The sequence below is a fragment of the Phycicoccus sp. Soil803 genome, from assembly GCF_001429685.1.
Lineage (GTDB): Bacteria > Actinomycetota > Actinomycetes > Actinomycetales > Dermatophilaceae > Pedococcus.
In genome coordinates this window covers 1302961-1316548 of sequence record NZ_LMST01000001.1, presented here as the reverse complement: position 1 = coordinate 1316548, position 13588 = coordinate 1302961, and the positions used below count along the sequence as shown (strand labels likewise).

The 13588-nt window shown below is 72.5% G+C and carries 15 protein-coding genes; 9 read left to right on the top strand and 6 right to left on the bottom strand.

Annotated features, from left to right (window positions below; genetic code table 11):
* The first annotated feature begins 206 nt into the window (after positions 1–206).
* The 4 genes from ASG95_RS06115 (at position 207) to ASG95_RS06100 (ending at position 5316) form a co-directional block, all read left to right on the top strand.
* Entirely contained in the window at positions 207–497 is a 291-nt protein-coding gene (locus ASG95_RS06115; RefSeq protein WP_056922841.1) for a hypothetical protein, read from the top strand.
* Between the two features lie 78 nt (positions 498–575).
* A complete protein-coding gene (locus tag ASG95_RS06110) occupies positions 576–1523 on the top strand; it encodes a DUF808 domain-containing protein (protein ID WP_056922842.1) in 948 nt (315 codons plus the stop codon).
* 67 nt (positions 1524–1590) lie between these two features.
* Positions 1591–3867, top strand: coding sequence for a hypothetical protein (locus tag ASG95_RS06105; RefSeq protein WP_157581755.1), 2277 nt, complete (start codon positions 1591–1593; stop codon positions 3865–3867).
* Positions 3868–3876: 9 nt separating this feature from the next.
* A complete protein-coding gene (locus ASG95_RS06100) occupies positions 3877–5316 on the top strand; it encodes a hypothetical protein (protein WP_056922844.1) in 1440 nt (479 codons plus the stop codon).
* Here ASG95_RS06100 and ASG95_RS06095 read toward each other — a convergent pair.
* Positions 5251–6132: a glycosyltransferase family 87 protein gene (locus ASG95_RS06095; RefSeq protein WP_056922845.1), complete on the bottom strand. Its 882-nt coding sequence runs from the start codon at positions 6130–6132 to the stop codon at positions 5251–5253. The two genes, ASG95_RS06100 and ASG95_RS06095, sit on opposite strands and share 66 nt — an antisense overlap.
* Positions 6133–6237: 105 nt before the next feature.
* Here ASG95_RS06095 and ASG95_RS06090 point away from each other — a divergent pair, with 105 nt between their 5' ends.
* On the top strand, positions 6238–6765 hold the full coding sequence (locus ASG95_RS06090) for a YbaK/EbsC family protein (RefSeq protein WP_056923213.1): 528 nt from the start codon (positions 6238–6240) through the stop codon (positions 6763–6765).
* Here ASG95_RS06090 and ASG95_RS06085 read toward each other — a convergent pair.
* Complete coding sequence (locus tag ASG95_RS06085; RefSeq protein WP_056922846.1) at positions 6749–7939, bottom strand: glycosyltransferase 87 family protein; 1191 nt, start codon at positions 7937–7939, stop codon at positions 6749–6751. The two genes, ASG95_RS06090 and ASG95_RS06085, sit on opposite strands and share 17 nt — an antisense overlap.
* 155 nt (positions 7940–8094) lie before the next feature.
* Here ASG95_RS06085 and ASG95_RS06080 point away from each other — a divergent pair, with 155 nt between their 5' ends.
* From ASG95_RS06080 to ASG95_RS06065, 4 genes are read left to right on the top strand one after another with little or no spacing between them, the layout of a single operon-like run.
* The gene (locus ASG95_RS06080) at positions 8095–8508 is read left to right on the top strand and encodes a hypothetical protein (protein WP_056922847.1); all 414 of its coding nucleotides are present in this window, start codon (positions 8095–8097) and stop codon (positions 8506–8508) included.
* A gap of 5 nt (positions 8509–8513) precedes the next feature.
* Positions 8514–8924 carry a hypothetical protein gene (locus ASG95_RS06075; RefSeq protein WP_056922848.1) on the top strand — a complete coding sequence of 137 codons (411 nt, stop codon included), beginning with the start codon at positions 8514–8516 and terminating at the stop codon, positions 8922–8924.
* A 10-nt stretch (positions 8925–8934) separates the two neighbouring features.
* Positions 8935–9426 (top strand): DCC1-like thiol-disulfide oxidoreductase family protein, encoded by a 492-nt coding sequence (locus ASG95_RS21985; RefSeq protein ID WP_162259372.1) that lies wholly within the window; start codon positions 8935–8937, stop codon positions 9424–9426.
* Positions 9401–10093, top strand: a complete 693-nt coding sequence (locus tag ASG95_RS06065) for a TetR family transcriptional regulator (protein WP_235543447.1) — start codon at positions 9401–9403, stop codon at positions 10091–10093. The genes ASG95_RS21985 and ASG95_RS06065 overlap by 26 nt, the downstream gene beginning before the upstream one ends.
* 164 nt (positions 10094–10257) lie before the next feature.
* Here the strand turns inward: ASG95_RS06065 and ASG95_RS06060 are convergent, their stop codons facing one another.
* The 4 genes from ASG95_RS06060 to ASG95_RS06045 are packed head-to-tail and all read right to left on the bottom strand — an operon-like array spanning position 10258 to position 13518.
* A complete protein-coding gene (locus tag ASG95_RS06060) occupies positions 10258–11454 on the bottom strand; it encodes an SIS domain-containing protein (RefSeq protein WP_057376898.1) in 1197 nt (398 codons plus the stop codon).
* Positions 11455–11472: 18 nt separating this feature from the next.
* Complete coding sequence (locus tag ASG95_RS06055; protein ID WP_056922852.1) at positions 11473–11673, bottom strand: Trm112 family protein; 201 nt, start codon at positions 11671–11673, stop codon at positions 11473–11475.
* Complete coding sequence (locus tag ASG95_RS06050) at positions 11673–13115, bottom strand: phosphomannomutase/phosphoglucomutase (RefSeq protein WP_057376897.1); 1443 nt, start codon at positions 13113–13115, stop codon at positions 11673–11675. The genes ASG95_RS06055 and ASG95_RS06050 overlap by 1 nt, the downstream gene beginning before the upstream one ends.
* A 19-nt stretch (positions 13116–13134) precedes the next feature.
* Positions 13135–13518 carry a DUF3499 domain-containing protein gene (locus tag ASG95_RS06045; RefSeq protein ID WP_057376896.1) on the bottom strand — a complete coding sequence of 128 codons (384 nt, stop codon included), beginning with the start codon at positions 13516–13518 and terminating at the stop codon, positions 13135–13137.
* Positions 13519–13588: the final 70 nt, after the last annotated feature.

The window sequence follows — 13588 nt, the reverse complement described above, 5'->3', positions numbered from 1 at the left end:
AGTTGACTTGCTGGTTTGCGGACCCGGCGTAGCCCATCTGGGCGCACATCGTTGGAGCGGGGTATCACCCACGCCGGCGGTGTCCCACTCTACCGGAGTCGGGGGCCGGGACCCGCTCGGCGTGACTCGAGGTGCGCTTGGGACTCAGGGTGCGCGTGACCCGGTCCGGCGCTAGGAAGGGAGGCACCAACCACGGACGGAGCACCATGAGCGAGCCCAGCAGCGGAGTCCCCGGAGAGATCGCCGACGCGCAGGTCGAGGAGCCGACGACCGACGAGCCCGACACCCTGGAGCTCGAGGTCGACGAGGAGAAGGTCGAGGCCTGGGACGAGGTCAAGGCCGACTACCAGGTCGAGCCCGGTGGTGCGCCGGTGCCGAACAGCATGGACCAGGCCGACGTGACCCTGGCGGATGAGGACGACGACGAGGACGACGACGACGAGGACGACGACAAGGACGACGACGAGGACGACGGGGCGGACGACGACCGCGCCTGAGGTCGGCCGCAGGTAGGCTCGCCGGGTGGCCGCACCCATACCTTCCGCCCTGCCCGCACGACAACCCAGGTCGCGGCCATGAGCGGCGGGTTGTTCGCGTTGCTCGACGACATCGCCGTGCTGGCGAAGGCGGCCGCCGCCTCCGTCGACGACGTGGGTGCCGCGGCGAGCCGAGCCAGCGTCAAGGCGGCCGGCGTGATCGTCGACGACACCGCCGTCACCCCGCGCTACGTCGAGGGCCTCTCCCCCACCCGCGAGCTGCCGATCATCAAGAAGATCGCGATCGGCTCGCTGCGCAACAAGCTGCTGTTCATCCTGCCCGCGGCGATGTTGCTCAGCCAGTTCTTCCCGGTCGCCCTCACCCCGCTGCTCATGATCGGTGGCACCTTCCTGTGCTACGAGGGGGTCGAGAAGATCTGGGAACGGATCTCCGGCCACGGCGAGACCGAGGCCGACGCGGCCCACGAGCGCGGCGAGGTCGCCAGCGAGGACGACATCACCAGCGGGGCGATCCGCACGGACTTCATCCTGTCGGCGGAGATCATGGTCATCTCGCTCAACGAGGTCGCCGACGAGCCGTTCCTCAGCCGGGCGATCATCCTGGTCGTCGTCGCCTTCGCGATCACAATCCTCGTCTACGGCGTCGTGGCCCTGATCGTGAAGATGGACGACGTCGGGCTGCACCTCTCGGGCCGTGAGTCCGGGGTCAGCCGCACCATCGGGCGCGCCCTCGTGGCCGCCATGCCACGCCTGCTGACGACTCTGTCGGTGGTCGGCATCGCCGCGATGATCTGGGTCGGCGGCCACATCATCCTCGTCGGCCTCGACGACCTGGGGCTGCACGCCCCCTACTCGTGGGTGCACCACGCCGAGGAGTCCGTCCACGACGCGACCGGCGCGCTCGGTGGCGTGTTCGGCTGGCTGACCAACACGGTCGGCTCCGCGGTCCTCGGGCTGATGGTGGGTGCGGTCGTCGTGGCCGTCATGCACGTCATCCCCCGCCGAGGCGCGTCCAGCAGCCACTGACTCGTCCTTTTGGCCGGAATCAGCGTGCCAACCGGAAACCGCACGCTGCACGCCGGATACTCCTGTGGTGGCGCAGACCCAGCTCACGTCGGTGGAACCCACCACCACGTCTCACGCGACGCCGCGCCACCCCCGGCCGGCCGGGCGCGCGTGGGTCGCGAGCACGGCCGGCCCAGGCCTCTCGGCCGTACTGTCGCTGCTGGTCGCGGTCCAGTCCCTGCGGCTGTGGGACTGGCGTCCCGGGGTGCCGCTCAGCCTCTCGGGCGACTCCCCGCAGGTGCTCATGCAGGTCCGGGCGATCATGGAGGGCGGCGGGTTCGGCTCGACCGACCGGATGGGCGCGCCGTTCGGCCTCAACGCCGCCTGGTTCGCCACCGGCGACCAGCTCAACTTCGCAGCGATCCGGGTCATCGGCCTCTTCACCGACAGCCCGGCGACCGCCTCGGCCGTCTTCTTCGTGGCCGGCTACCCCGCCGCCGCCCTCGCGGCATACTGGCTGGCTCGGCAGGTGGGCATCGCCCGTCCTGCCGCGGTCACGGTGGGCGTCCTCTTCTCGGCGCTCCCGGGCCACCAACGGTGGTTCCAGCACCTGTGGCTGTCGGCCTACTGGGTGCTCCCGCTCGGGGTGTGGCTGGCCCTGCAGGTGGCCACCGGACGCTCGGTGTGGCCGGCCAGGCGGGCGCTGCGGGCCGGGACGGCCGGGCGCCGACGGGCCTGGCTGCACGTGGCCCGGACCGTGGCCATCGCGCTCGCCGTGGGGCTCTCGGACGCCTACTACGTCGCGTTCGTCCTGATCCTCGTGGGCGTCGCGCTCGTCGTGCGGTGGGCCACCGACCGCACGCTCAGGTCGCTGCTCCCCGGGGTGGCCGCAGCCGCCCTGGTGGGCGTCAGCTGCGCGGTCTCCCTCGCCTTCGCCGTGGTCGCGAGAAGTGGTGACGTCGTCACCTCCGACGTGCCCGCGCAACGCACCATCGGCGAGTCGGAGCGGTATGCCGGTCGGCTGATCGACCTCCTCCTGCCCTGGTCGGAGCACCGGCTGCCGCCGTTGCGGTTCATCACGACGGCCTACGGCTACGCCGCGCCGCCGACCGCCGAACGCCATGCGCTCGGTGTCGTGAGCGTCTGTGGGCTGGTCGTGTTGGTGCTGGTGCTCCTGCGGTCGGTGACCGGTGGTCGTCGACCCGACCAGGTCGTCGGCGCCCTCGCCGCGTTCGCCCTCGTGAGCCTGGCCTTCTACACCCGCGGTGGCCTCGGGTCGGTCGTCGCGCTCTTCGTGACCCCCCAGATCCGCACCTGGGCGCGGCTGGGCACCGTCATCGCGCTCCTCGCTCTCCTGGCCGTGGGCCTCTGGATGACCAGGGTCGCCCGCCGCCGAACGGCAGCCTGGGCGCTGGCCGCCGGGGTGCTGCTCGTGGGGTGTCTCGACCAGACCAACCCCGGTGCCGCACCCGACTACGCGAGGCTGTCGGCCACCTCCGCGCAGCTGAAGGGATACAGCGCGCACCTCGCCGCGGCGACGTCTGCCCCGTGCGCGGTCTTCCAGCTGCCGGTCACGCCCTACCCCGAGGAGCCGGGCTTCGGTCAGATGGGCGACTACGACCACGTGCTGCCCGGGGTGGCCGCCCCGAGCACGCTGACCTGGAGCTACGGCGCGATCCGGGGCACCGCGAGCGCAGACTGGCAGCTGGCGCTGCCGGTGGACCGGATGGCCGCGCTGGTGCCGGACCTGCGGGCTGCGGGCTTCTGCGCTGTCGAGGTGGACCATCGGGGCTACGTCGGCGCAGCCGACCCGAGTGACGGGCTGGCGTCGTTGCTGGGTGCGCCCCTCGCGCAGACCGACCGGCTGGTCGCGTTCGACCTGGCCACCGAGCGCCCCGACGCGACCCCACCGACTCCACCGACTCGGGACGACGTCCTGCGCCCAGTCCTCGCCGGCCTCGACTCGGCTCGGCTCCAGCGTGACGACCGGGGTCGCCCGTTCCAGCTCCTCGGTCCGACGGCAACCCTGACCGTGAGCAACCTGGGCGACACACCCGTGCCGGTCACCCTGACGTTCAGCGTGCGGACCCTGAGCGGCGCCGAGGACGTGCTCGTTGCCACCGGTCTCCCCGGCGCCCCGCTGCGGTCTCCCATCAGCGGGGTCGACCAGCCGGTCCGGCTCGAGGTCACGGCCCCGCCGGGGTCGACGAAGATCGAGCTGGCCAGCACGGCCGAGCCGGTGGACGTCGGCGGCGGGGTGGCCTCGGCGCTCCAGCTCACCGACCTGCGCGCGAGCAGCACGGCCGGCGTCAACGTGGCCAGCACCCAGCAGTTCTTCGCCGCCAGCCCGGTCCCGAGTCGCTAGGGTCGGCGCGTGGTGAACTCAGACGTCCGTCCGGCAGCGAGCCGGACTGCCGGGGCGACGCCGCTGCCGGCCCCTGAGGGCATCCTGCGCTGGGCTCCGGTGGTCGCCTTCGGCCTCCTTCTTCTGGTCCTGTCGCGCAACGTCGGCACGGGGATCGCCGACCCCGACACGCTCTGGCACGTGCTGGCCGGCGACCACCTGCGCGACACCTGGCAGTTCAGTGGCCCGGACCCGCTGTCGACGTTCACCAGCCAGCCCTGGGTGCTCACCCAGTGGCTGCCCGAGCTGGCCCTCTCGCTGGCCAACCAGTGGGGCGGCCTGCCGGCGGTGGCGTTCCTGGCGCAGCTCGGTCGGCTGGCCGTGTGCGTCGCGGTCTACGTCGCCTGCCGCCGGACCAGCGGTCCACTGGCGGCCACCCTCGTCACCGGCATCACGGTCCTCGCCACCGCAGCGAGCCTGAGCCCCCGGCCGCAGCTGGTGGGCTTCGCCCTGCTGGCCGTCACGGCGAGCGCCTGGGTGCGGGTGCTCAGCGACCACCGGGCTCCCTGGTGGCTCGTCCCCCTCACCTGGGTGTGGGCTTCCAGCCACGGCACCTGGGTCGTCGGGATCATGCTCGGCCTCGTCACGACCGCGGGCCTTCTGCTGGACCGCAAGGTCTCGGTGCGACAGGCCATCCCCCTGGCCCTCGTGCCGGTGGCCAGCGCGGCCGCCGCGCTCCTGACTCCCCTCGGCCTGGGGATCCTCACCGCCTTCGGTCCGGTGCGTGCGGTGAGCCCCTACATCCAGGAGTGGCGGCGCCCCGAGCTGACCGAGCCCTCTACCCTCGGCCTGCTGGTGCTGGTGCTCGTGGTGGCGCTCGGCTGGGCCCGACGGCACTCCCTGGTCAGCTGGGGGGCCGCCGGGATCCTCGTCGTCGGCGTGGGCTGGGGCCTGACGTACTCCCGCACGGTCGCCGTCGGCGCCATCATCATCGCCCCCCTCGCCGCGAAGGCCCTCGACGCCGTCCTCGGCCGGGCCCGACCGGCGCGCGGGCGCGAGCCCGTCGTCGTGGCCGGCCTGGTCGCCGTCGTCGTGATGGTCTGTGGCCTGCTCGCCGCCAACGGACCCGACCAGCCGGTGTCGGTCCCCGACGGGACCACCGCCGCGCTGCGGGCCCTGCCCGCCGGGTCCGTGGTCTACAACGACGACTCGCTGGGTGGCTGGGTGATGTGGACCTTCCCGTCCCTGCGCCAGACCGCGGACACCCGGGCCGAGCTCTACGGTCCGGCCCAGGCGCGGACCTACCTGCGGGTCATGGGCGCCGAACCGGGGTGGCAGGAGGGGTTCGACCAGCACCAGCCGGTCGCGGCCCTGCTCCGGGAGGACGTGCCGCTGGCGACGGCCCTACAGCGGGATCGTGGCTGGACGGTCGCTGCCCGCGACGACGGCTTCCTGCTGCTCCGCCCCTAGCTCCTCGGCCTGCGACCGCTGCCAGAGCAGGAGGCGCGGCACTGCGCCGAGCACCGTGTAGGGGCTGAAGGCCTGGAAGACCGGGCAGGCGAGCAGCAGCGCGGGTGCCAGCAGCCAGGCGCGCCCGGTGCGCGCGGCGAACACCACGAGGGCTGTGGCGACCACGAACCGGACCAGGAACAACGGCCCGCCGGTGCCCGCGTTGGACGCGAGGAACTCGAACCACCGCGGCCAGGCCTGCGGGTCCAGGGCCACCGAGACCCCGACCACGACGGCCAGCGCGACGGCAGCGGAGCGCACCGCTCGCCAGTCGCCTCGCACGACGAACCAGAGCCCGACGACGGCAGGGGTCACTTTGGTCAACAACGGCAACACCAGGGCACCCGGCCGCCCCCTGACCGCGAGGACCAGGACGGCGGCGAGGAAGAGGTAGACGTTGCCCAGCAACAGCTCGGCCACGAAGAACGGGGCCACGGTCAGCCCGCGACGCCACCCGAGCGGCGTGAGCAGCCAGGCCAGCACGGCGGCCTGCGCGGCGAACCACACGCCCTGGAACACCGGCCACGGGAGGAAGCCCAGCGGCCAGAGGAGCTGGGCGAAGGCCGGCGAGTAGAGGTAGGCGTCGACGTGGTCGGGCGGCGTCGTGTACCAGGTCTCCGGCGAACCCGCCGCGACCCAGTAGGCGTGGGAGTCAGCGCCGACCATGCCGTGCGAGAGGTGCACCGCGACCTGCATGGCGCAGAACAGGACGGCGCCGGGGACCATGGCGAGCCACAGGGCTCGAGTGAAGAGCTCGAGTCGCGTCGGGCGAGGCATGGCAGTGAGGTCCTTCGGGCAGGGGTCGGCGCATCCAGCATGCCGAAGGGCCGAGGAGGCGGGCATCGCCCGTTTGGTCGGCATTCGCTCGGTTAGTCTGCGGTGGTGAGCAGCGCTGAAGGCACCTTGGGCTGGGAGCCCGCGACGCGGCATACCGAGCTGTTGGCGGCACCGGTCGCCGGCGCGATCGGCACCACCCCCTCCGCGCTGGTGGCGCCGATCGACCCGACGCTCGCCGACACGGCGGCCTTCTGCGAGGCCTACGACGTGGCCATGGAGCACTCGGCCAACTGTGTGGTCGTCGCCGGCAAGCGTGGTGGTGAGCTGCGGTATGCCGCGGTGCTGGTGCTGGCCTCGATGCGCGCCGACATCAACGGCGCGGTGCGCCGGCACCTCGACGTGCGCAAGATCAGCTTCGCCCCGATGGACCAGGCGGTCGAGCTGACGACCATGGAGTACGGCGGGATCACCCCGATCGGGCTCCCGGCCGACTGGCCGGTGCTCGTCGACGACGCCGTCGTGGCCGCCGGGCGCGTGGTGATCGGCAGCGGCATCCGCGCCAGCAAGGTGCTCGTGGACACCGCCGACCTCGTGGCCCTCCCGACCGCGCAGGTGCTCAGTCTCGCGCAGTGACGTCCGTGCGCCGGTGGTCCGTGGACCGCGCTGAGCTGCGCGCGGTGGTCGGCCCCGGCGACAGCGCGAGCGCCACGAGGAACGCCAGCGCCAGCAGCACGTAAGTGGACGCCACCAGCTGCTCGGCGGGCGAGAGCTTCAGGGGGTCGCCGTCGGCAGCCCACATCGGGGGCAGGTACATCAGGAGGGCGACCACGACGGCTGCGACCCGCCAGCCCCTCCCGGCCAGGACCACGAGGGCGGGCACCACCCAGACCCAGTGGTGGGTCCACGAGATCGGCGAGACCAGCAGCGACCCGGCCGCGACGGCCGCGAGCGCGGCCAACGGGTCACCGGCGCGGGTCAGCCGGATGGCCACCCACGCCACGAGGACCACGACGACCGCGGCGCTGAGGAGGTACCAGGGGCCGGGGTCGCCACCCAGCAACCGCACCCACAGCGCCCGCAGCGACTGGTTCGTCGGCTCGAGCGCGTAGCCGCCGAACTTGCCCATCGTCGTGAGGTCGTCGAGCCAGTAGCGCACGGACTCGGACGGCAGGACCACCCACCCGATGACCACCGAGAGCACGCCGGCCGCGGCGCTCCGGGCCACCGCGGGCCAGTCGCGTCGCACGGCGAAGTAGAGGACGAAGAAGGCGGGGGTCAGCTTGAGGCCCGCCGCCAGCCCCGTCAGGTAGCCACGGAAGCGCGCTGGGACGACGAAGACATCCAGCATCACCAGCGCGCAGAGCACGAGGTTCACCTGACCGAAGATGAAGGTGCGCTGCACCGGTTCGAGCACCCAGGCCACGAGGACCAGGACCGCCAGCCAGCCGAGTGACGCAGTCCGGCTCAGGCTTTGGGTCGGCGTGGCCTCGCGAAGCGAGAGCCACGCGATGACCACGAGTGCGGCCAGCGAGAGCGCCGACATCACCCAGACAGCGGCACCCCCGAGGAGCGCGAGCGGGACGAAGACGACCGCGGCGAAGGGCGGGTAGGTGAACTCCAGGGCGTCGGCCGGGCCGCCGTAGGGGTCGCCGCCGTGCAGGACCGCCTCCCCACCGCGCACGAAGACGTCGAGGTCGACCAGGTTCCAGGTGGACGGGTCGATCCAGCGCAGCCAGGCGAGGACGACCGCCACCACACCGATGACCGTGGGCAACAGCCACACGGGGGCGGGTCGGTTCGTGGCCACGAGCGGACCCTAGCCGGACGGGTTCGGGGTAGGGGCCGGACCGCGCTACTTGAACATGTTCAAGATGATCTGCTACGGTCAGGAACATCAACTTGAACACGTTCAAGGAGCCCTTAATGGTGGCTCCCCGGAACGTCCGTCCTGAAGGAGCCTCCGTGGACAACGCGGTCATCGCCTACCTGCTCTACCTGCTCATCGCCGTGCCCCTCACCATCTGGGTCGGGTCGACCTTGTCGCGCAACGGCCGGGTCTTCCTCGTCGACGTGTTCGACGGCAACGACGACCTGGCCGAGGCGGTCAACAAGCTGCTCGTGGTCGGCTTCTACCTGCTCAACCTCGGCGTCGTGGCGCTCTACCTGCGGGTCGGCGACACCCTCGCCGACGCGCGCGACATCGTCGAGGTGCTCAGCATGAAGCTGGGGGTCGTGCTGCTGATGCTCGGCGTCGTGCACCTGACCAACGTCTACGTGTTCAACAAGATCCGTCGCCGTGGCCGCCTCGACGCCATGACCGCTCCCCCGGTCCCTCCGCAGGGCTGGACCCAGCCCTTCCCCGCCCCGATGGGCTGAGGGACGTGAAGACCGCCCGGATCGCCCTGGCCGGCGCCACCCTCTGGAGCCTGGCGCTGGTCGTGGCAGCCCTCACCGTGCCGGTCTACTCCGGGGAGTCGGAGAGCACGGACTCGACCGGCGCGACCGTCACCACCTCCGCCTCCGCCACCCTCGTCGGGGAGAACGGGTGGTGGGGGCTGGTCGTGGCCGGTATCCCGCTGGTCGCCTGCCTGGTCGTCGCGGCGTCGCTGCTCGGGCCGGGCGGTCGTACCGCCAGGGTCGCCGCGGTGGTGGTCGTCGTGCTGCTCGGCATCGGGACCCTGCTCGGCATGCTGAGCATCGGGATCTTCGTGCTCCCGGTCACGGTGGCGCTCGCCGTCGCCGTCGCCTCGGCCTCAGCCGACCGGCGCCCCGTCGCCGCCCCCACCGTCTGAAGGCCTGGTCGTGAACAAGCTGGTCGTCCTCTACGACGCGGGCTGCCCGATCTGCTCGCGGTTCGGGTCGTGGCTGGTCGAGCAGCCGCACCTCGTGCCGGTCACCGCGGTCCCGGCGGGCTCCGCCGCCGCGCGCGAGCTGCTCCCCCACCTCGACCATGCCGCCACCCTGCGCGACATCACCGTCGTGGCCGACACCGGCGCGGTGTGGACCGGCGCCAGCGCGTGGGTCACCTGCCTGTGGGCCACCGTCGAGCACCGCGACCTCGCCCTCCGGCTGTCCACGCCCCTCGGCCTGCCGGTGGCCCGGGCGATGGCGTATGCCGCGGCCGGACTCCGCGCGTCCCTCACCACGACGCACGTGCCCGAGGCGCGCGGGCCCGAGGCGCGCAGCTCCGGCGCGACCGTGCCCGAGGCGCGCGGGCCCGAGGCGCGCAGCTCCGGCGCGACGGGAGGGGGTGGTTACGCTGACGACTGTGACGGACTCTGCGCACCGGTCTGACCCAGCCAACCGGTCCGACCGAGGCGAGCAGACCCGGGCCGCGATCGCGGCGGCCGCCCAGGAGCTCTTCCGCGAACGCGGCTACGACAAGACCACCATGCGCGCCGTCGCCGACCGGGCCGGCGTGAGCATCGGCAACGCCTACTACTACTTCGCCTCGAAGGAGCACCTGGTCCAGGCTTTCTACGACCAGATCCAGGTCGAGCACGCGGCGGCGGCGCACGACTCGCTCGAGCGCACGGACAAGTTCGCCGAGCGGCTGCGCGAGGTGCTGACGACGTGGGTCGACGTGGCGGAGCCGTTCCACGGGTTCGCGGGCAAGTTCTTCAAGGTCGCGGCCGAGCCCACCAGCCCGCTGTCGCCGTTCAGCGCCGAGTCGCGGGGTGCGCGAGAGGCGAGCATCGACCTGTTCCGACGGGTGGTGGAGGGCTCCGACCTCAAGGTGCCGGCGCCGATCCGGGCCGAGCTGCCCGAGCTGCTCTGGCTGCTCCAGATGGGCGTCGTGCTGTTCTGGGTGCACGACTCGAGCGACGGGCAGAAGCGCACCCGCGCGCTCGTGCGTCGAGTCGTGCCGCTGGTCGACAAGCTGGTCCGGCTCAGCCGCCTGCCCGGTATGCGGGGCGTCGTCGGCGACGTGGTCGAGCTGATCCACTCGGTCCGCCCCTGACTGGGTTGAGCAAGACCCGGAGTCGGCCTTTGGGCTCGGTCGGCCGGAGGACGACCAACGTTGGTGGCCGACGGTCCGCTTCGTGCTGGAGAGCGCCCATCGTGCATCCACTGTGGTCGTTGGGCGGCTCGTTCAAACGTTCGCCAGGGCGCGCCGTCGCGCCCTCAGCCCGTCCGTCCGCGCAGGTCGGCCACGTGGGGTGAGACCGCCGGGTCGAGTCCCAGCCCGAGGGCAAGGTAGGTCGCGGCGAAGTCGGTGGTGGCGATCTGGCCGGCCAGCCGGGTCAGGGAGTGGCCGGGCTCTGCGGTCACCTCGCTGACCCGCACGCCAGCCTCGCGGGCGGCGGTGGTCACGGCCTCGGCGAGGATCCGCGCCTCGTCGGCCGCACGGGTCAACGGGTCGGGCAGCACGTCGCGGAGCATGAGCAGCGACAGCCGTGGCGCGGCCGGCCCGTCGAGGAACGGGTCGGCGAAGATGTCGTCGCCGCGGTCCTGCCCTCCGGCCGCCATCGACGGCGCCCCGCCGGAGTAGGCCGCCGTGAACGGTCCGTCGAAGCACGCCACGATCTGGGCGGCATCGTCGGGCAGCTCGCCCGAGGTGGCCGGCACCCGGGCGGTCCGGGCCAGCATCGACGTCGCGCGGGCCGCGGCGACCCCGTTGAGGGGGCCGTCGCCGAGGACCACCGGCACCCCTTCGGCGAGGTCGGCGGCGAGGACCTTGGCCGGGTTGACGAATGACTCCGAGGACGGCCGGCAGGTCTCGGCCACCTCGTCGAGGCGGTCGGCGGTCTGGGTGAGCACGCGGGCGTCGACGTCGACGATGCCCAGGTGACCAGCTCCGAGCAGCACCGGTGCGAGCAGGGTCCACAGGGCGGTCCGGGAGGTGCTGCGGCCCCGGCCGATGCCGATGTGCACTCCCCTGGCCTGGGCAGCCACGTCGGCGAGTGGCGAGTCCACGGCGCCGACCGTGAGCAGCGAGGCGCCCCTGCGGGCGGCCTCGGCAGCCAGCGCCAGCGGTCCCGGCGCCCGACCCGACAGCGACACCGCGATGACCAGGTCGAGGGGTCCCACCCACCCGGGCAGCGGCACGTTCCTGCGCACGCTCACCGGCACCGGCGACCCCGGCTCAGCCAGCAGCTCGAGGACGTCGCACACGACGGCGGACCCGCCCAGCGACGCGACCAGCACCGAGCGCGGCCGCTCACCCCCGGCGACGCGCTCGATCCCCGCCTCCTCGGACAGGGCGACCGCCTCGCGGACCTGGGCCCCGGACGTGGCGAGGGCCCGGAGCGTCTGGTGTGAGTCGAGGGCGGTCAGCGCCTCGTCACTGTCGACACGCGACTCGTCGAAGAAGGGAGACATCGTCGCGCCGGCAGTCCGTCAGACCGGCTTGCGGGCTTCGTCGACCAGCAGCACTGGCACACCGTCGTCGATGCGGTACTGCAGTCCGCACTCGCTGTTGGTGCAGTGGAGCTCGGGCTTGCCCTCCACGGTGGCGTCGGTGAGCACGGAGCGGCAGGCAGGGCACCTCAGGATCTCCCGCAGCCACGGCTCGATCCGGACGTCCTGTCCTTGCGACATCAGCGTTCTCCTCTCACCAGTGCGAGAACATCGTCTCGCACCTGGGTCATCGTGTCTTGGTCGGCTGCCTCGACGTTCAGTCGCAGCAGCGGTTCGGTGTTGGACGCGCGCAGGTTGAGCCACCACATCGGGGAGTCCGGGGTGACCGCGTGGGTCGCCGTCAGCCCGTCCAGCTCGTCGAACTCCGCGCCCTGGTCGGCCGCCCACTCCCGCACCCGCGCGGTCGCCGCCGGCGCATCGTTGACGGTCGAGTTGATCTCGCCGGACGCGGCATACCGGCTGTATGCCGCGGTGAGCCGGCTGAGTGGCTCGGCCTGCTCGCCCAGCGCGGCGAGGACGTGCATCGCGGCCAGCATGCCGGTGTCGGCGAACCAGAAGTCGCGGAAGTAGTAGTGCGCGCTGTGCTCGCCGCCGAAGACGGCGTCCTCCCGGGCCATCTCGGCCTTGATGAACGAGTGCCCCACCCGGGTGCGGACGCCGCGGGCACCCTGCTCCGCGATGATCTCCGGGACTGCCGCGGACGAGATGACGTTGTAGACCACGGCGACGTCGGCAGCGGACGTGCCGGCCGCGACCTCCTTGGCGACCTCGCGGGTGGCCACCAGCGCGGTCACCGCGCTGGGGCTGACCGGCTCGCCGCGCTCGTCGATGACGAAGCACCGGTCGGCGTCGCCGTCGAAGGCGAGCCCGAGGTCGGCGCCGTGTTCGACGACCGCCGCCTGCAGGTCACGGAGGTTCTCGGGCTCCAGCGGGTTGGCCTCGTGGTTCGGGAACGTGCCGTCCAGCTCGAAGTAGAGCGGGACGACCTCGAGCGGGAGCTCGGGCAGGCCGGCCGCGGTGCCGAGGACCGCCGGCACGGTGTGGCCGCCCATGCCGTTCCCGGCGTCGACGACGACCTTGAGCGGGCGCCCACCCGAGAGGTCGACGAGGCCGCGCAGGAACACCGCGTAGTCGGTCAGCAGGTCGCGCTCGACGACGTCACCCACGGGCCCGTCGACCGGTCCGGCGCTGGTGCCGGTGTCGAGGATCTGCTGGGCCGTTGCGCTGACGTCGGCCAGGCCGGAGTCCTGTCCGACGGGACGCGCGCCCGCTCGGCAGAGCTTGATGCCGTTGTACTGGGCCGGGTTGTGCGAGGCCGTGAACATCGCACCGGGGAGGTCGAGGGCGCCGCTGGCGTAGTAGAGCCCGTCGGTGCTGCACAGCCCGATCAGGGTGGCGTCGAGGCCTTGGGCCGTGACCCCGGCTGCGAAGGCTCGGGAGAGCTCCGGCGACGACGGGCGCATGTCGTGGCCGATCACCACACCGGACGCCCCCTCAGGGGCGATGACGGTCTGGGCGAACGCAGCCCCGAGCGCCCAGGCCACGTCGACGTTGAGCTGGTCGGGGACCAGACCACGGACGTCGTAGGCCTTCACGAAGTCGGACAACACGGGTTTCGGCACGCCCGAAACCCTAGCGGTCTCAGGAGTCGCGCAGCACGCGCAGGTGTCCTCGGCGGCCGGTCTCGATCGCGCCCGAGGCATCCTCGTCGGCCGGCTGGCGGCGCGCCTGCACGGCGGCCTCGCCGAGCCGGGGCCGGCCGGCTTCACGCACGGCGTTGGCCAGGGCCAGGAGGTCGTCGTGCGACGGCTCGGGCTCGACGTACTCACCCGACAGGCGCACGATCTCCCAGCCCCGTGGGGCGGTCAGGCCCTCGGCGTGGGCGGCGCACAGGTCGTACGTGTGCGGCTCGGCGAACGTCGCGAGCGGGCCGACCACGGCGGTCTGGTCGCCGTAGACGTAGGTGAGCGTCGCGATGGCGGGCTTGGAGCACGCGGTGCGGGAGCACCTCCTGGACAGACTCACGTCGCGGACTCTATGCCAGCACCGCGGGGCCGACGCGTCGGCACGCCGTAGGCTGCGGGAGTGACTTCGG

Coding starts and splice junctions, on each gene's coding strand:
- ASG95_RS06115 (WP_056922841.1), top strand. CDS start 207: ATGAGCGAGCCCAGCAGCGGAGTCCCCGGAGAGATCGCCGACGCGCAG.
- ASG95_RS06110 (WP_056922842.1), top strand. CDS start 576: ATGAGCGGCGGGTTGTTCGCGTTGCTCGACGACATCGCCGTGCTGGCG.
- ASG95_RS06095 (WP_056922845.1), bottom strand. CDS start 6,132: ATGCCTCGCCCGACGCGACTCGAGCTCTTCACTCGAGCCCTGTGGCTC.
- ASG95_RS06060 (WP_057376898.1), bottom strand. CDS start 11,454: ATGTCTCCCTTCTTCGACGAGTCGCGTGTCGACAGTGACGAGGCGCTG.
- ASG95_RS06055 (WP_056922852.1), bottom strand. CDS start 11,673: ATGTCGCAAGGACAGGACGTCCGGATCGAGCCGTGGCTGCGGGAGATC.